At 50.3% G+C, this 18,096-nt stretch carries 17 protein-coding genes and 1 pseudogene; 2 read left to right on the top strand and 16 right to left on the bottom strand.

The genetic code is table 11. From position 1 onward, the window contains the following. Positions 1–108: 108 nt before the first annotated feature. Genes NR195_RS15995 through NR195_RS15975 form a run of 5 tightly spaced genes read right to left on the bottom strand, consistent with a single transcriptional unit; the run spans position 109 to position 5,073 of the window. Positions 109–786, bottom strand: coding sequence for an ABC transporter ATP-binding protein (locus tag NR195_RS15995; protein WP_158131426.1), 678 nt, complete (start codon positions 784–786; stop codon positions 109–111). After that, a complete protein-coding gene (locus NR195_RS15990) occupies positions 779–1,609 on the bottom strand; it encodes an ABC transporter ATP-binding protein (protein ID WP_031594057.1) in 831 nt (276 codons plus the stop codon). Before NR195_RS15990 ends, NR195_RS15995 begins: the two co-directional genes overlap by 8 nt. Further along, complete coding sequence (locus NR195_RS15985; RefSeq protein ID WP_010257750.1) at positions 1,599–2,456, bottom strand: ABC transporter permease; 858 nt, start codon at positions 2,454–2,456, stop codon at positions 1,599–1,601. Before NR195_RS15985 ends, NR195_RS15990 begins: the two co-directional genes overlap by 11 nt. After that, positions 2,453–3,505: an ABC transporter permease gene (locus NR195_RS15980; protein WP_010257745.1), complete on the bottom strand. Its 1,053-nt coding sequence runs from the start codon at positions 3,503–3,505 to the stop codon at positions 2,453–2,455. Before NR195_RS15980 ends, NR195_RS15985 begins: the two co-directional genes overlap by 4 nt. Then, positions 3,505–5,073, bottom strand: a complete 1,569-nt coding sequence (locus NR195_RS15975) for an ABC transporter substrate-binding protein (RefSeq protein ID WP_010257743.1) — start codon at positions 5,071–5,073, stop codon at positions 3,505–3,507. Before NR195_RS15975 ends, NR195_RS15980 begins: the two co-directional genes overlap by 1 nt. Before the next feature lie 658 nt (positions 5,074–5,731). Here NR195_RS15975 and mgtA point away from each other — a divergent pair. Both mgtA and mgtU read left to right on the top strand, forming a co-directional pair. Next, a complete protein-coding gene (mgtA, locus tag NR195_RS15970; protein WP_039391420.1) occupies positions 5,732–8,434 on the top strand; it encodes a magnesium-translocating P-type ATPase in 2,703 nt (900 codons plus the stop codon). Between the two features lie 10 nt (positions 8,435–8,444). Further along, positions 8,445–8,531 carry a magnesium transporter protection protein MgtU gene (gene mgtU, locus NR195_RS22980; protein WP_350029534.1) on the top strand — a complete coding sequence of 29 codons (87 nt, stop codon included), beginning with the start codon at positions 8,445–8,447 and terminating at the stop codon, positions 8,529–8,531. A gap of 67 nt (positions 8,532–8,598) precedes the next feature. Here mgtU and NR195_RS15965 read toward each other — a convergent pair whose 3' ends face one another. The 11 genes and pseudogenes from NR195_RS15965 to NR195_RS15915 form a co-directional block, all read right to left on the bottom strand. Further along, positions 8,599–9,453, bottom strand: coding sequence for a PA4780 family RIO1-like protein kinase (locus NR195_RS15965; RefSeq protein WP_010257738.1), 855 nt, complete (start codon positions 9,451–9,453; stop codon positions 8,599–8,601). Positions 9,454–9,779: 326 nt separating this feature from the next. Further along, the gene (locus tag NR195_RS15960) at positions 9,780–10,268 is read right to left on the bottom strand and encodes a cold-shock protein (RefSeq protein WP_010257735.1); all 489 of its coding nucleotides are present in this window, start codon (positions 10,266–10,268) and stop codon (positions 9,780–9,782) included. 339 nt (positions 10,269–10,607) lie between these two features. Beyond that, a complete protein-coding gene (locus NR195_RS15955; RefSeq protein WP_256844712.1) occupies positions 10,608–10,853 on the bottom strand; it encodes a YmjA family protein in 246 nt (81 codons plus the stop codon). Between the two features lie 286 nt (positions 10,854–11,139). Continuing rightward, a complete protein-coding gene (locus NR195_RS15950) occupies positions 11,140–11,442 on the bottom strand; it encodes a contact-dependent growth inhibition system immunity protein (protein WP_061901184.1) in 303 nt (100 codons plus the stop codon). A gap of 3 nt (positions 11,443–11,445) precedes the next feature. Then, the gene (locus NR195_RS15945; protein ID WP_256844711.1) at positions 11,446–11,937 is read right to left on the bottom strand and encodes an RNase A-like domain-containing protein; all 492 of its coding nucleotides are present in this window, start codon (positions 11,935–11,937) and stop codon (positions 11,446–11,448) included. Between the two features lie 29 nt (positions 11,938–11,966). Continuing rightward, the gene (locus NR195_RS15940) at positions 11,967–12,263 is read right to left on the bottom strand and encodes a contact-dependent growth inhibition system immunity protein (RefSeq protein WP_065110696.1); all 297 of its coding nucleotides are present in this window, start codon (positions 12,261–12,263) and stop codon (positions 11,967–11,969) included. A gap of 7 nt (positions 12,264–12,270) precedes the next feature. Further along, positions 12,271–13,092 (bottom strand): RNase A-like domain-containing protein, encoded by an 822-nt coding sequence (locus tag NR195_RS15935; protein WP_256844710.1) that lies wholly within the window; start codon positions 13,090–13,092, stop codon positions 12,271–12,273. 450 nt (positions 13,093–13,542) lie between these two features. Beyond that, on the bottom strand, positions 13,543–14,439 hold the full coding sequence (locus NR195_RS15930) for a hypothetical protein (RefSeq protein WP_256844709.1): 897 nt from the start codon (positions 14,437–14,439) through the stop codon (positions 13,543–13,545). Beyond that, positions 14,436–15,518: a DUF3696 domain-containing protein gene (locus NR195_RS15925; RefSeq protein WP_256844708.1), complete on the bottom strand. Its 1,083-nt coding sequence runs from the start codon at positions 15,516–15,518 to the stop codon at positions 14,436–14,438. The genes NR195_RS15930 and NR195_RS15925 overlap by 4 nt, the downstream gene beginning before the upstream one ends. Continuing rightward, complete coding sequence (locus NR195_RS15920) at positions 15,511–16,713, bottom strand: DUF262 domain-containing protein (RefSeq protein ID WP_256844707.1); 1,203 nt, start codon at positions 16,711–16,713, stop codon at positions 15,511–15,513. Before NR195_RS15920 ends, NR195_RS15925 begins: the two co-directional genes overlap by 8 nt. Beyond that, a pseudogene (locus NR195_RS15915) lies at positions 16,685–17,926 on the bottom strand (integrase domain-containing protein). The gene NR195_RS15920 and the pseudogene NR195_RS15915 overlap by 29 nt, the downstream one beginning before the upstream one ends. Between the last annotated feature and the right edge of the window lie 170 nt (positions 17,927–18,096).

The following is an 18,096-nucleotide window of genomic DNA, read 5'->3' as shown; positions in this document are numbered from 1 at the left end:
TTCTGGCAATAGAGAGGATGAGGCTGAAGGTGGAAGAAGGGGATGTTACGGAAAGGCGCGGCGGATGCAGCAGCGCCGGACGGCAGGTGAACGCCGTCCGGCCTGATTTCAGGCAGAGATCTGTTCGATGATGCGACCCTGCGACATGTGCACGGCGCGATCGCACATGTGATCGATCACGTCGGGATCGTGGCTCACCAGCACCATGGTCAGACCATCCTGCTGTTTCAGATCGTTGAGCAGATTGAGGATCTCCGCCTGCACTGACATATCCAGCGCCGACGTCGGCTCATCCAGCAGCAGGATCTTCGGCTGCAGCAGCAGGGCGCGCACGATGGCAACACGCTGACGCTGACCGCCGGAGAGCTGATGCGGATAGCGATCCGCCAGGGCGGGATCGAGCCCGACGTGACGGAAGCCCTGATCGATACGATCGTTGATACTGTCGCGTTTCAGCAGCTTCAGCGGCTCGGCCAGCGTGCGACGCAGCCGGTGACGCGGATGCAGCGAGGCATAGGGATCCTGAAACACCATCTGCACTTCCTGACGCAGCGCGCCGGTGAAGGCTTTACCCGGCTGAACCTCGTGACCGGCAAGCTGCATCTGACCCTGCCAGTGTGGGTTCAGACCTGCCAGCACCCACAGCAGCGACGACTTGCCGCAGCCTGACGGACCCACCAGACCAAAACACTCGCCAGCGTTAACCTCCAGGTTAACCTCATGCACCACGGTGCGCAGCTCGTAACCCTGTTTGTGGGCGACGCTTAGATTCTGCAGCTTAATCATCATTCGCCTCCAGCGCAGCGCGGTCCAGCACCGGTAAAGTCTGTCCGTGGGTCGCTTTGCCCGGACGGCAGGCCCACAGCGTACGGGTGTAGGGATGGGTAGCGTGCGGCAGATCGGCGGCGGGCAGCGTATCCAGCAACCGGCCTTTATACATCACCATCACCCGCTCGCAATGTTCTGAAACCTGCTGCAAATCATGGCTGATCAGCAGCAGGCCCATGTTGCGCGCCTCCACCAGACCGCGGATCAGCGCCAGCACCTGATCGCGCATGGCATGATCCAGCGCGGAGGTCGGTTCATCGGCGATCAGGAAGTCCGGATCGGTAATCAGGGCGATCGCCAGCATCACGCGCTGGCCCATGCCGCCAGAGAGCTGATGCGGATACTGCTGCATCAGACGACGCGGATCGGGCAGGCCGACCGCATCCAGCATTTCACACACTTTCTCTTTGCGCTCGGCACGGCTCAGGCGGCGATGCAGGATCAGCGGCTCTTCCACCTGCCAGCCAATGGTACGCGTCGGGTTAAGGGCATACTTCGGGTCCTGCATCACCATCGCCACGCGGTTACCGCGCAGCTGGTTCCAGTGACGCTCGCTTAGCGTCAGCGCATTTTCACCGGCCACCTGAAGCTGGCTGGCCTGCAGATGCAGCGCGGGCGAGAGTAAGCCCATCAGGCTGCGGGCGGTCAGTGACTTGCCGGAACCGGACTCACCGACCAGCGCCACACGTTCGCGGCCTACGGAAAAACTGATGTTATCGACCAGCAGCGCATCGTCGCTGCGAATGGTCAGCCCCTCGGCATGGAGCAGATTATTTTGCATGACGGGTATCCAGTCGGTCGCGCAGGCCATCGCCTGTCAGGTTAAAGGCCAGGCTGGCAAACAGAATCGCCGCGCCCGGTGCAGCAGCGACCCACCACTGATCAAAAATGACTTTACTGCCTTCGGCCACCATCGAACCCCATTCCGCCGTCGGCGGCTGAACGCCCATACCGAGGAAACCGAGTCCGGCCGCGGCCAGGATAATCCCGCCCAGGCTCAGTGCGGCGCGGACTACTGCCGTCGGCATGCAGAGCGGCAGGATATGACCGAACATCAGGCGAAAGCCCGTAATCCCCTGCATCCGCGCGGCAGCAAGGTAGTCGCTGCGGCGCAGTGCCAGGGTTTCAGCGCGTGCCTGACGGGCAAACGGCGGCCAGCTGGTCAGTGCCAGCGCCAGTGCGCCGTTCATCAGGCCAGGGCCGAGAATCGCCACTAGCGCCAGCGCGATCACCAGGTTGGGCAGTGACAGGAAGATATCGGTAATGCGCATCAGCAGTCGTTCGGTCCAGCCGCCCACGTAACCGGCGGTGATGCCGATCAGCAGCCCGGCCGGAATAGTCAGCACCAGAATCAGCGACACCAGCAGCAGGGTCGGACGCGCGCCGTAAATCACGCGCGACAGCAGATCGCGGCCAAAGCCGTCGGTGCCGAACCAGTGCTGTGCTGACGGCGCCAGCAGACGGCTCGACATGGTCTGCACGTTCGGATCGAACGGCGCAATCAGCGGCGCCAGCAGTGCCATCAGGATAAGAATCGCCACCAGCGTCAGCCCAACGGTTAACGAGGTAACGCGTTGACGGCGACGGCGTGGTCGCAGCGTTTCGAGTTCAGAGAGTTGTTGCGTCATCGGGTTCTCGGATCGGTTAACCAGGTTAAAACATCCGCCAGGGTGTTAATCAGGATAAAGCAGCTGCCGATTAACAGGGTTGAGCCCAGAATCGCCGGCACATCGCCGGAGAACAGCGCATTGGTCATATAGCGACCCACACCTGGCCAGGCGAAGACGGTTTCGGTCAGGACCGAGCCTTCCAGCAGCGTAGCGTAGGAGAGGGCGATCACCGTGACCAGCGTGCCCAGCACGTTGGGGAAGATATGGCGCAGCAGGATGCGCACCCGACCCGCGCCTTTAGCACGCGCCAGCACCACATACTCTTTGCTGCTCTCTTCCAGCAGCGCAGCACGCAGCAGGCGGGTAATGCCCGCCATCGCCAGCAGGCCGAGGATCACCACCGGCAGCCAGAGGTGCGCAATTGCATTGCGGAACATCTCCGGTTCACCCGACAGCCAGCTGTCGATCAGCACAAAGCCGGTCTTCGGCTCCAGGGTATAAACCCAGATATCATCCAGCCGTCCCGGTCCGGCGGACCAGTGCAGCACCGCATAGAAGAGCAGCAGGCCCAGCAGGCCGAGCCAGAACACCGGCACCGAGTAGCCGAGCAGCGAGACAAAGCGGGCGAGGTTATCGATCCAGCTTCCCGGTTTCCAGGCAGCCAGCAGCGCCAGCGTCACACCGAACACCACCGCGAAGATCATCGCGCAGGTCGCCAGCTCGATGGTGGCGGGGAAGGTGGTCATCAGGTCACCGCTCACCGACTGATTGGTAAGACGGGAGACACCCAGATCGCCCTGCGCCAGATGTTCGACGTAACGCCAGAACTGCATCAGCACCGGCTGGTCGAGACCCAGATCATGACGCACCTGCTCATAGGTCGCTTCACTGGCGTGATCGCCGGCGATCTGCTGCACCGGATCGATCGGCGAGAGATGCGACAGCATAAAAGTGAAGGCGAGCAGGCCAAGCAGCGTGACCAGCAGCGACAGTACGCTACCGATCAGGCGCCCGCCACGCTGCCAAAAAAGCCGGGCGAACCCGGCTGAAGGAACAGACTGTGCCATTACTTAGTGACCTGCGAGTAATACACCATGTCAGGGTTAATGCCCTGCACATAGCCTTTCAGGTTGTCGCGCAGGGCGATCAGGTTCTTCGCCTGCATCCCAATCACATACGGTGAGTTCTTCATCACTTCACGCTGCATCGCTTCATACAGCGCCACACGTTTCTTCGGATCGCTCTCGGCGGTCGCCGCAATCACCTGCTTGTTCAGCTCAGGAATGTGCCAGTCTGAACGGAAGGCGATGGTTTTGCTGCCATCTTCCGGGTTGTAAGCAAACGAGGCGGCATTGGTGTTGGGATCGAAGTAGTCGGAGCCCCAGGCATTCAGCGTCGCTTCATATTTATGCGCTTTCACGTTGGTCGACACTTCGGAACTCAGACCCGGCACCACTTCCACTTTTACGCCCGCTTTGGCGAAGCTGCCCTGCAGCGCCTGTGCGATATCCAGATAAGGCGGCTGGTTGCTGGTGGAGAGCTTGAAGGTGACGTTGTTCAGGCCTGCTTTCTTCAGAATCGCTTTGGCTTTTTCCGGATCGTAGCTGTATGGCGTGTCGTTGATCGCGCCCAGGAAGCCCTTAGGCAGGAAGCTCTGATGCACGTCGAACTGGCCTTTCAGCAGCTCACTGGCGATGCCTTTGTAATCCCACAGGTAGCGTGCCGCTTCCCAGAAGGCCGGGTTCTTCATCGTCTCGTTCGCGCCGATGTTAAACTGGATGTAGTAGAGCGACGCCATGGGAATCGCTTCCGTCTTCACGCCCGGTTTGCCGTTCAGCGCAGCAATCTGATCGGCACCCAGGTTACGGGCGATATCGGCATCACCCTGTTCCAGCAGCAGACGACGCGCCGCCGGTTCAGGCACGTTCTTGATCAGGATGTTCTTCATTTTTGGCGCGCCCGCTGGTGAGGTCGGGTTAGCGCTGAGCAGTACCACCTGATGCATCACCACTTTGCGGATCTGATACGGACCGCTGCCCGCCGAGTGGGTGGCCAGCCAGGCGTTACCGAAATCGCCGTTCTTCTGGTTCGCCATCGCGGTTTTTTCATCAATGATCGATGAAACCGGAGCAGAGAGCAGGCTCAGGACGTAGGTCGGGCTGACGTTGGCGGTCCAGCTGATCTGCACATGATTGTCGTCGACTTTCTTCAGGAAGCCATCGACGTTATCTTTGTTCCAGCCGAGCTGCGTCAGGATGAAAGAGGGATCGAGGTTCAGTTTGACCACGCGGCCCAGCGAGAAGATCACATCTTCCGGACGCAGCGGGTTGCCGGTAGAGAATTTCGCATCTTTGCGCAGTTCAAAGGTCAGGCTGCGGTTGTCGCTGCCGGGCTGCCACGAGGTGGCCAGCGTAGGTTTCAGATCCACCGGATTCTGCGGGTCAGACTGCACCAGACGCTGATAGATGTTCGTAAAGGCCTGAACGCTGGTCAGTTCAAACCCTTTGGCCGGGTCGAAGCTGTCTGCGTCGTCAGTTGATTGTGCAATCACCAGCGTATCTTTTGGTGTTGCGGCCTGGGCTGTGAAGGCGGCAGCCAGCGTCAGCGCCAGCAGTGATGGAATTATAGTTTTCATGAAATTTCCTTGCCTCTAAAAAGTTACGCGAGTTTACGAAAGGGCCGATGCGAAGAATAGTCGAATATGGGCTAATCATATGCCAAAAGGTTATAAGCATTACCTGGAGGTTATAAGAAGATCGCCACGCTGTTACCGAAGCGGCAACCTGAGCAGAAACAAATCCTCAACGAAACCGTTATTCAATACGTTATTGCTTTACCGACGCCGGCCTCTCTTTATAATGGCGGCAGATAACTTCAGGAGAATTCAGTTGGACAGTCACCCGAGATTAACCTTTATTCTGGCAAGCTGAGTCTCCTCTGCTGCTTGCCAACCGGCGAGCAGCGATCCCCGCTTTAATTAACGATCGCGCTCCTTATTTTTAATCCTGCTATCACCAGGAGTGCGCGTTATGCTGCTGTTTATATTCGCTCTTTTTCCTCCGCCCCGTCTGGCGTAGCCCAGGCTGCGCCCAATCGCTGATATCAGACTTTTAAAACGCCGCGTATAACCGGCGTCAGGTAACCCTGCGCGCGTCATTATTTAGCGCGCCGGCGGAATAACCTGACTGTTTCTGAAAGTCACCCCATTAAATAACCCGGCCACGCCAGGCTTTATCCATGCACGATATTTCCCGTGCAGGACAACTATTGCTTTAAATCAGGGAGATGTCGAAATGAGCGACATGAAACTGGAACAGGTTGCGATCACTTCATCCGGCAACCGTAATGATAAAAAAAGTAAAAAAATGTTTGCTGTGGCGCAGCAGGCAGACCAGCACATTGATATGACGCTGGCGAACCTGCGCAGTCAGCGTCAGGGTCTGACTCAGGCTGAGGCGGCGAAACGACTGGCTTTGTATGGCCGTAATGAAGTGGCGCATGAGAAAGCGCCACCCGCGCTGATTCAGCTGCTGATGGCGTTTAATAACCCGTTTATCTACGTATTACTGGTCCTGGCGCTGGTGAGCCTGTTTACCGACTATATTCTGCCGCTGCGCGCCGGTCAGGAGACCGATCTCTCCGGCGTGATCATCATCTTCACCATGGTGATGCTGAGCGGGCTGCTGCGCTTCTGGCAGGAGTTTCGCACCAACCGTGCGGCGCAGGCACTGAAGTCACTGGTGCGCAGCCAGGTCACCGTGTTGCGCCGTGAGCCAGGCAGCGAAACCGCGCAGCGTCAGGATGTGGATATGAGTGAACTGGTGCCGGGCGATATCATTCTGCTCAGCACCGGCGATCAGGTGCCTGCCGATGTCCGTCTGCTGAGTTCACGTAATCTGTTTATCAGTGAAGCAGTACTGACCGGCGAGTCGCTGCCGGTTGAGAAACAGAGCAGCGATGCGGGTATCGATGCCGAAGGTCAGACCGCCCAGGAGCGGCTGGCATCACCGAATATCTGCCTGATGGGCACCAGCGTGGCCAGCGGCACAGCCAGCGCAGTCGTGGTAGCGACGGGTGGCGAAACCTGGTTCGGCTCCCTGGCCTCATCGCTGACCGGAAGCCGTCCGCAGACCGCCTTTGACCGCGGGGTGAACAGCGTCAGCAAGCTGCTGATCCGCTTTATGCTGGTGATGGTTCCGGTGGTGCTGCTGATTAACGGCTTCACCAAAGGCGACTGGATGGATGCCACGCTGTTTGCACTGGCCGTTGCGGTCGGACTGACCCCGGAAATGCTGCCGATGATTGTCAGCGCCAACCTGGCTAAGGGCGCGATTGCGATGTCACGCCGCAAAGTGATCGTTAAAAAGCTCAATGCCATTCAGAACCTCGGCGCGATGGATGTGCTCTGCACTGATAAAACCGGCACGCTGACCCAGGACACCATCCTGCTGGCGCATCATCTGGATGCGCGGGGCAACGAAGATGCACAGGTGCTGCTGCTGGCATGGCTCAACAGCGGCAGCCAGAGTGGCGCGAAAAACCTGATGGATCGCGCCTTACTCTGCGCGGGCGACAAGGTCATTTCACAGTCTCAGCGCAGCCAGTTCCAGCTGATCGATGAGCTGCCGTTTGATTTTACCCGCCGTCGGGTGTCGGTGCTGGTGGAGGATCTGACTCAGCATCGTTCACAACTGATCTGCAAAGGCGCAGTGGAAGAGATGCTGGCAGTGAGTATTGCCGTGCGGCAGGGCGACACGGTGGTCGCACTGGATGCGGCACAGCGCGCGGCGCTGCTGGCGCAGACCGAACACTATCATCAGCAGGGTTATCGCGTGCTGCTGGTGGCAACCCGTGATGGCGAGCTACACGCGCCGCTCAGCGACAGTGATGAGCGCGATCTGATTATTCAGGGAATGCTGACCTTCCGCGATCCGCCTAAAGCCAGCGCGGGCAAAGCGATTAAAGCCCTGCGTGACAGCGGTGTGACGGTGAAAGTGCTGACCGGTGACAATCCGCTGGTGACGCTGCGGGTCTGTGCCGATGTCGGGCTGACCGATCCGGCCATGCTGACCGGCGATCAGATTGAGGCGATGAACGATGATGAGCTGGCGCAGGAAGCCGAGCGCTGCACCCTGTTTGCTCAGCTGACGCCGCTGCAGAAATCCCGTCTGGTGCGGCTGATGCAGCAGAACGGTCACACCGTCGGGTTCCTGGGCGATGGCATTAACGATGCGCCTGCGTTGCGGGCAGCCGACACCGGGATTTCCGTGGACAGCGCGGCGGATGTGGCGAAAGCCTCATCGGACATCATCCTGCTGGAGAAGGATTTACAGGTGCTGAATGAGGGTGTACTCAAAGGACGCGAGACCTTTGGCAACATCATCAAGTATCTCAACATGACCGCCAGCTCCAACTTCGGCAACGTTTTCTCGCTGCTGGTGGCCAGTGCCTTTATTCCGTTTCTGCCGATGCTGTCGATTCATCTGCTGATTCAGAACCTGATGTATGACGTTTCCCAGCTGGCGCTGCCGTGGGACAAGGTTGACCGTGAGTTTCTGAATAAGCCGCGTAAATGGGATGCCGGCAACATCAAGCGCTTCATGCTGTGGATGGGCCCGACCTCGTCAATTTTTGACGTCACCACCTTTGCGCTGATGTGGTTTGTTTTCGGCGCTAACCATGCAGGCGTGCAGTCGCTGTTCCAGTCCGGCTGGTTTATTGAGGGGCTGCTGTCACAGACGCTGGTGGTGCATATGCTGCGTACCCGGAAGATTCCGTTTATTCAGAGCCGCGCCACCTTACCGGTGATGCTGACTACGCTGGCGGTGATGGCGCTGGGCATCCTGATCCCGTTCTCACCGCTGGGTGCGATGGTTGGTCTGGTGCCACTGCCATGGCAATATTTCCCGTGGCTGGTGCTGACGCTGTTCAGCTACTGCCTGGTGGCGCAGGGCATGAAACGATTCTACATCCGTCGCTTTGGTCAGTGGTTCTAGGGAGGAGAAGATGAAAAAAAGCAGGCTCGATAAGGTCTTTGTCGGCGTGATGATCATCGGCTTAACTCTGATTGCGCTGACGGTCATCGTGCGGTGATGGCGTTGTGATAGTGCGGTAAGTGAGAGGCAGCGAGGGGACTCGCTGCCTTTTTTTATTGATGCAGTTACTCTTCGTCGCGCTCACGGCTGGCGCGCTGGCGCTCGTAATATTCATCTTCTGCGGTGATGATCTCATCCATCAGAGAATCCATATCGACTACGCGCTCCTCTTCCACAAACTTCCCGGTAAGCGGTGTTTCCGGCGTCAGCTTGCCATCTTCATAGAGCAGCCAGATCTCTTTGGCGTAGCGCGTCTTCAACAGCTGCGGAGCGAACTGACCGTAGTAAGAGGTGATGTTGTCCACGTCACGTTCAAACATCGACTCGGCATGGTTATTGGCTGCCGCATCGACCGCCTGTGGCAGGTCGATAATCACCGGGCCCTGGTCATCCAGCAGCACGTTGAACTCGGATAAGTCACCGTGAACGATACCGGCACAGAGCATGCGGACGATGTTGCGGATCATGGTGTGGAAATCCGTCACCGCCTGCTCTTCAGACAGAGAGACATCGCTGAGACGTGGCGCGACCGATCCATTGGCATCGGTCACCAGCTCCATCAGTAACACACCGTCGATGCAGAGATAAGGCTGCGGCACGCGAACACCGGCGTTCGCCAGGCGGAACAGGGCATCTACTTCGGCGGTCTGCCAGGACTCTTCCTGCTGCTTACGGCCGAACTTTGTGCCTTTCTGCATGGCGCGCGCGTTGCGACTATTGCGGGTTTTACGACCTTCCTGATACTGCACCGCCTGCTTGAAGCTGCGCTGGGTCGCTTCTTTATAGACTTTGGCGCACTGCACCTTGCCGCCGCATAGTACGGTATAGACGTCTGCTTCTTTGCCGCTTTTCAGCCGCTGCAGGACATCGTCAATCAGGCCGTCATCGACCAGGGGCTGGATTCTGTTTGGGATTTTCATGCGGCTTTATACCTTATTTCACCCGCTTTTCGTATCACTTTGCGATGATGGAAAACATTGGCAATGACTGAACAAAGTTTCTAATTCTACCCTGGAAAGTCGCTTTGTGGGGATGAACCTTGATGAGCTGCGCTTTTGACCTTTGTTTTATCATAAACAATGGATTAGAGGGGAGAGCAGGAAGGTTTTATCCGCCAGAGCAACGCTTTGTTATGTATCAGCCCTGTGGGCGGGGATTTCGTGTCAGAGAAATGTGCCTGAATAGCAGGCTGGCGGGAGGCTGAAGGCCGAAATCCTGCCAACAGAATTTCGGCCCGCATTCGGGATTACTTCAGGCCTTTAAGCACTTTAACCGTGCTTTCAATGTCGATCTCGTCTTCAGAGAAGATCAGTGTCGTACCCTGGAAGGTGGTGACGGCCAGCTTTTTCAGCGAGCGCATCTCATTGGCGTTCGGGTCAGTTTTCGGCCGGATATTATTCAGCAACAGTCCCACTGACAACACCGCGTTCTCTTTATCGACACCGGCATCGACCGGCACTTCTTCGTTGTAGACCAGATAAGACTTAATCGAGGTGATCTTGAGCCGCTCGCCTGCGATATAGATGTATTTGCTTGTCGGCGCGACCTTCACCGCATAGGCGGATAAGCCCTTGTTGTTGGTGGTGGGTTCAAACGTCACCGCCGCATCTTTCTTGATCAGATCAGGATTGGCGACCTTAATCACATGAAAATAGCGGTTATCACCGTTTTCATCTTTGATAAAGCCAAAACCTTTATCTTCAAACCAGGTTGTGATCGTTCCGTTCATCGCCATTTTTGCCTGCTTAATCTACTCAGTTTTTTACAGCGCGCAGTGTAAAACACAATGCCTGCGCAGACTATATAAGTCTGGATGATAATTTTCAGGTGCGCCAGAGGATGTGGGGCGGAAGGGGACTTTGTAGCTGGTTAAGGCGAGAGCGATAGAGTGTGTAGCGGCAGATAAAGACGAAGATGGGTCGGTAGGGCAGGGAACGGACATCAGCCACGTGATACACGTGGCTGTCAGCACTGGGCGTTGTTACGGGGATACCGGCGCTGTGTCGAATCAGGTTGTTGAGTCAGGCCGATTAACCGGCGAACTGCGCAAAGCTCGTCTGCCGGTGAGTGTCTGTTACTCGTTGCCCCAGCGGTTCAGGAACTCGGCAATTTCATCAATACGCTGCTCATCAATACCCGCTTCACGCGCCATATCCTGCTGCGACTCTTCACTGATCTCTTCGTTGTTAATCAGACGGGTGATCAGCAGCTGGAAGTAATGCGCCAGCGGGGTACGTTCAGCTTCGCTCACCGGCTTAGCGGACTCCGTCGCATACTCATCTGCGACATCATAGTATTTGAGAGAGATTTCGTTATTCATAGGGTGTCCGCAGAGTTGAGTTTGGTTTAAGCGTTGGCAGGGCGTTGTGGCCCGGCGTAGAAGGGTATTATTTCGTGTTTGGGTTGGGGCTGTAAAGGGGGAGTGGGGAGGCGGAAGGGAGTATGGTAATGACGTTGCAGAAAATGTTGATAGACATGCCTGAAGCGCATTCGCACGGAAGGCCGCAGGGCTGCACAGACACAAAAAGCCCGCAGTACGTTTATCTCGCGGGCTTTGAGGAGTTCGACGAAGTTCTGGTAACCCTCCATCGAACACCAATTCTCGTTTATAAGGGATTGCCATGGTCACTATGTTTGTTGATGCTTTCGAGTATTCGCAGAAGCAACCCTTTACCATCTTCCGGTGCAAAGGCGTTAATATATCTGTCTCTGAACTCTGATTTAATCAGTTCATCGTCATATGTCAGAAAGTTCATCACTTCTTTTTTTAGGTCTTCACGATCCTGGAGTGTTAATTCAGCTGTGTAAATATCAATAGCTTCATCAATGATATCAGCACCTGTAATAAAGTCAAAGTCCTGATTTAATGTCCCTTCAATCAGAATATCTATATTAGTAGTGAGTAGCATAATTTAAACCTCCGGGAATGCAGTCAGAATATAGTAAGGCTTGCCGTTGTACAATTCATATTTAAGAACAACCTTGACTTTCGTTGCCGGAGTCAGTTTTTGACTACCCCTGAACAGGGAGTAACCAATGGCTTTCCCGGTGTCATATTTGATATTTAAATTATGTCCTGGTCTGCTTGCCGCCCAAATTTTTATCCACTCTTTATTTGCTTTTATTGCATCGGATACTGACTTTTCGGCCAGATCTATATTGGTGAAAGAACTAATGGCATTTGGCGGGCGAGCCATATTTTCTGTGCTTTTTAACCGGGCTGCTAATTCATGCTGTGTTTTACCAATATGCTTTAAAATTGCATGGCCTCCGGGCGTGTTACCAGTTACTGATTCATGTTGAATAAGTTTGATGCGTCCTGTCCGAATGGCTGCAATTCTCGCCGCTCCTGCCCCCAGAGAAAGAGCAACAGGTACAGCAACATCGAAGGTTAAACCTACCAATCAGTTCACGAATGGGCGTGCACGCAACATCATCTTTCATCGTATCTTTTGATGCTTTCAAGGAAATAGAGCAAAAAACTGCTGGCGTAATCAGGTGAAATATCTGGCCAGCGCTGAGAAAACTCTTCCTTTATCTCTTCTTCTGACAGCTTGAGAAAGTCAGTAATTTCTTTACGTAAATCACATCTTTCTTCTGGAGAAGCTTCGTCAACGACTACATCAATGGCACCATCCATCGTATCAGCGCCAGTGATAACGTCGAAGTCCTGATTCAGTGTTCCAACAATGCATAAATCTAAGTTTGGGGCAAGAGGTGCACGGCTCATGATCAACTCACTTATCTGGAAAAGAAGTAATTATATAATAAGGTTTGTTATTGTAAGTCTGATACTTCAGCGCAACTCTGATTTTAGTTGCTTTATACGCAGTGTTGCTCCCTTTCTGAACAACATAACCAACGGTTTTACCCACATCGTAACTTATCGTCATGTTATGTCGTGGTTTACTTGCAGCCCATAGTTTTATCCATTCCCGATTATTATGAAGTGCCTTTGATATGGCTGCTTCGGCAATCTCCAGCGACGAGAACGAACCAGATAGATCCAATACCCCATTGGATTGGATAATTCTTTCATGAAGTTCCTGGGGTGATTTTCCAATATGCTTTAAAAGCGTATGCCCGCCTGGTTTTAATCCAGAGACAGATTCATGCTCAATTAATTTGATTCGTCCAACACGAACGGCAGCAATTCTCGCCGCGCCAAGTCCAAGAGAAAAAGCTATCGGCACGCCCACATCTACGGTCAGGCCTACTTTCCACGCTGTATCTTCATCAGCGCCAAACTGTTTTGCCATCTCAATGGCGGCCCGATATGTTGCACTACGAACATTCTTGCCGCTCAGAACCTGATTTGCTGCGGTATTGATACTGTCCATGCTGTGCCCGCCAATAACGATGCAGGCCGCCTTTGTCAAACCTGTAGGCTCGGGAGCGATACAAAGTGCAGTTGCCCCGGCCAGCTCCAGCGTTCCCATTACCAGCCCCAACCCACCCATGAGACGGTTAGACATTGTCTCAGATTCGGTGACTGACTTGTCAGAAAGGGCAGCAGCAAGCTGGATAGGAGACAATACTATCTTTAATCCATCATCCATAACTCAACTCCATCTGTGTGAATGACATCCTTTTTGAATCAGGCAGGTATGTGCCTTGATTAGATCTACCTTAAATAAACACTGTTTCTATAAATCTTCGTTATCTGAATTATTCATTGTTTGTTTTTAAAATAATATACTCAGGTCACTAACTATGGGGATCAACTTACACAGCGAGGCGCAAATTAGTTTCGTAATTTTATGGAGTTAGTCAGACGATGAAGCGGGCATTGCGTTAGTCGAGGGGTATATTTTAAGGAAGATCGCAGACACAGGAAAGCACGCAAGATTTTTATCTTGCGACATGGATCTGCATGCAAGATCATGCATCGCTTTCCCCTGTTCAGGACTTACCGGGCTCGGTCAGGCCCGCATCATGCACCTGCATGAAAAGCGATGCATAAAGCGGGCAGGCGTGGCGGGGATAGCATTGCGCGCTGGAAGTAAATGTCACGTTGACAAATGTTCGCACACGATTCCGATAATTAATTTCCCTTCTGTAATTTCTGATACTGACGCGGGTAGGTTATTTCCGATGTGAAAATGAATCCTACCCTTATTCCACGTTATCTTAGTATGCATTTCAAACCCAAGATTAATATTTTCTATAGTTCGAATTCTTTCTCTGATTGCACTAGGGTTACTTCTTGTGTTACTACTTTCTCCAGAAAGATCAACACCATGCGAACTTGCTGTGCGATTAAAAGAGTCTCTATCCTCTAAATAATGATTGCGAGCGTGATCATTTAAGTAAGATAAATGTTCAATGATGATTTGAAGATATTCTCTGTGAGAAACGCCTAGCTTGGAGAAATCTTTTGCGTCAGGAAGGAAATATAACAATGGGAATAAATCATCGAGATGGATAGAAAGATCGGGATAGGAAATCATTTCATAAAGCGATTGAAGTCTATAGTATTTTTCTATATTGTTTTTTTCATTAACTACCATCATTGATTCTGGCTTCCACCAGTCGGTAACGATATCTTCATTAAAAATTAACCCACCGAAGTCATATTCTTTTAATATTTTTAATGCATCTGATTCGATGTTTTTATTATCAATTTTAATATCGATCTTTTCCATCGAGTTTAACATGACAGATAAGCGTAATAATGCATCCCTAGATATTGGATGCCTAGCTAAATCGCCAAAAAGTACATCACAAAGCTGTTGGTCGGAACATTCTTTTTCATAAATTTCAGAGCAGCAAAGAATGAATGAATTTGATTTTTCATTTATATTGTCTACCAAATCAGCAATGTCTTCTAAATGCCCAATAGAGTTTGGGATTACACTGAGTGCATTAATTAACCAACGTTCATCAAGTATAAATGTGGCATTCATTTTTTATCTCGTTTGGCTAATTTTGATAAATTTATTGATGTTTGGTCAAAAAATCCTATTGGCCAAGAACTTAGCTTTCCATCCTCACTAATTTTAATTACCTCACTAACAGATTGCATTCCTTTTTCTCTTGTAAGGTAATGAATTGAACAGTCTTGCGCGGAAAGTGCGTTATACTGTTTGACTGCTAATCGGACACCATCAACAAAATGATCGCTATGAGTTTCGATGATAACTTGAACACCACATGCTGAGGCTAAGGCAATCAATTTTCCAAGAGCTGTTTGCCCCTTAGGATGTAAGTGTGCTTCTGGATTTTCAATAATAAGTAGTTTATTAGGGCAGCTGTGCCATTTTTTTAATTTGGAATTTTTAAATTCATCAAGCGGTGGCATAGAACTCATTGTTAAAGCCGACAAAACAATTGGCAATGAATAACTAATGCCAAAACCTGTGTTGGTTGCACGGAAAGTATTTACTTCAAGATGAGAGATGTCATGGTTTTTGTTAACTTCAAAGTTTAAGTCAACGCCGGGTGATATTTCACTCATCCAATATGATACTTGATGTTTTAGCGTATTACCAATTGAATTCTCATGTCTAATTAATTCAGGGATAATTACATTTTCAAATTTCAAGAAATAATCAACGAAATACTCACCTTTTGATCCGATAGTAATGTTACTAATGTCATTATTCATTGTTGGTAAAATTACACTAGGGCCATGCCTATCAGCGCTTATATAATCATATGATATGGGTTCTATATTGCAGTCGCACAAGGTAGTGTCTTCTTCCAGTTTTATATTCAAAATCCCACTTGAATTATTATTTGATTCTTTCAAGGAAATATCAATTTTAGAATGAAGTGAAGATAGTTTTGATTTTAACTCTGAAAAATCACCATGCCCTAGAATATATGGAGATAAATTGTCTTTGCATAACAGGCACATTCTAATGGCTTGAATGATAGAGCTTTTTCCAGAGTTATTAAGCCCGGTTAAAATTGTTAATTTATTCAACGAAATAGTCGAGTCTATGAAAGACTTGAATGATTTAATATTGATGTAATCAAGCATTTTTAATCTCCCTAATCAATTTTAATATCTGTTCTCTGCGGTGTTTAGCACCCTGCATACTTGAGCCATGTCTGCTAATTGAATTGATGAAATCATCATCCTGCATTATTTCAGAGTATCTTTTAATAAGTAAATCTTTTTTTGCATTTAACGTGTTATATGTATTTTCTTTCATTTTAGATAATACACAAAGCCATAGCTCAAATAGTGATTTATTTATTGGTGTTTTTCTTGCGTCATTAGGTAATGATTTCCTAAAGGCATGCTCACCAAACAAACTATAAGCTCGAGATAATCCAGTTCTAAATAATTTAACAATCTCTATATCATCTGGGATTGCTATGTCCTTGAATGGTATATCAATTTCACCATTTATAGCTCTCATAGTGTTTGAAAGAAAATCATCCATATCGCCTTTGTAAGTAGTGTAGTTTAGTAAATAAAAAGATAAAAACCTTAGGATTAACTCTCTTCCAGCCATTCTATTATCTTTAACGGTGTTATTAATTACATTGCTATATACATTATCTTCAACTAATATTTTTAACAAATCACTGGCTCTACCTTGATAAAGAGCATGCCTTATTTCTTGGTTTGATAATCTCATTCCCCCAGTATTTATCCTCTTGAAAATATTTCTTTTTACTTTTTCTGGTGTCTCGGGGTTTATTACTATAAATGAAAGCTCAGTTTCTAAAATGTTATTGACGACCTTAACATTAGATGCTTGCTTTTCTAGATTAAAAAAATCCAAACCATCATAAATCTCTGACCAAAACTCAAGCCCTTTGAGCTTAAAGCCTTTACCATCATTATCGTCACCTAGAACATAATTTTTAATAGTAGTCAGCCTCTGGAGACCATCTACAACCTCCCATATTCCATTTTTATCTTCAGAAACATAGAACATTGGTAAAGGTATTTTAAGCATCATAGACTCAATGAGCTGACTTTTCCTTTTTATATCCCACACATACTCTCGTTGAAAGTCGGGAGCTAATTTAATGGTCTTGTTTTTTATTCTTCTAAGAACAGTATCTAAGGCGACAATTTTAGATGTTATTGAAATAGAATCAGTGTCAAAAGGTTCTTTTTCATAAGATTCATTCGAGATATCTTCATCTTCTATTTCAACTCCAGATAAAATTCCTTCTTCCGCTAATTCTTCATTCTGATCTAATGTTAGGATTGCCATCTTTTACCTCTAACGGTTTGATAATAAATTGATTATAAACTAAATTTGACCACCAAGTCATTAGCTCCTGACGGAGTACAAGATAAGTGGAACGGTTATAGGCACGACGCACTTCATTTTTCTCTGAATGCGCCAGAGCTGCTTCAATTACATCGGCGTTAAATCCAGCTTCATTCATTGCTGTACTCGCAATTGAACGCAATCCATGTGCAACTAACTTACCACCATATCCAATCCGTTTTAAAGCATCATTAGCCGTCTGGCTATTCATTGGTTGCTGTGGATTATTTCTGCTTGGAAAAACATACTCTCGGTGAGCGCTGATAGCCTTCATTACTTCCAAAATACCTAAAGCCTGAGGTGATAAAGGAACAATGTGCTCCCGCTTAGCCTTCATCCGTACTGATGGAATAGTCCAGAGCTTAGTATCGAGATCGATTTCTTCCCACCGAGTACCGAAAGCCTCAAAAGGGCGAACAAGTGTCAAGAGCTGCCATTCATTTAGGCAGCGAGTCGAAACAGAAAGATTTGACATGACTAGAGAACGCATTAGCTTTGGCAGTTCTTCCGGTCGCAATGTTGGCATGTTTTCTTCTTTGGCCTTTCAAAGGCCATCCCAACGCCAGAAGCGGGATTCGCATCATTCAACCCTGTGTTGACTGCAAAAATCATGATCTCGTTAATGCGCTGAACCAAACGGCGAACTGTCTCAAGTGCCCCGCTAGCTTTAATCGGCTCCAATGCTTCAAAGATCGCTCTGGCCTTGAGCGTTTGAACAGGAATCTCACCAATTGTAAGGAAGATGTCTTTCTCCAGCGATCGTCAAATATCCTTCGCATAATCCTCGGTGACGCTTTAGCTTTTAAGGTGGAACCACCCCCGGCCACAATTGAAAAATGCTATCTAACTCGATTAGGCGTTGTTCTGACACTTCCGCTTGTTGCTTTTGTGGGTCGATCCCTTCTACCAGCAGCGACAAATACTGGTCACGCATTTGGCGTGCGACAGCAAGCGTTAGAGCAGGGTATGCGCCAAGACTAAGATTTGTGAGGTTTCAACTTTCTGGCCGCTGGTAGCGAAAACGCCATAGCTTCTTACCCGACGTTTTAATGAGTAGGAAAAGGCCGTCACCATTATGCAGTGTGAAGTCTTTCTCTTGAGGCTTAGCTTTGAGGATTTCGTTATTTGTGAGGGGGCGTGTAAGCCGCTCCATGACTGATTTCCGTCCATAATTGATACACGCATTAGGCCCACATTACAGCGTGTACCTAAACGTGTACCAATTATCATCAGATTCAGGCGGATCATCTCGGAAGGTTACAAACACAAAAAAGCCCGCAAGGCTTTCACCTTGCGGGCTCTCAGGACTTCGATGATGGTTCT

The sequence above is a fragment of the Pantoea sp. Ft-CA_14 genome (assembly GCF_024520875.1).
Taxonomy (GTDB): domain Bacteria; phylum Pseudomonadota; class Gammaproteobacteria; order Enterobacterales; family Enterobacteriaceae; genus Pantoea; species Pantoea agglomerans.
Note: the sequence above shows the minus strand (reverse complement) of the source record. Positions and strands in the feature narration are given on the sequence as shown.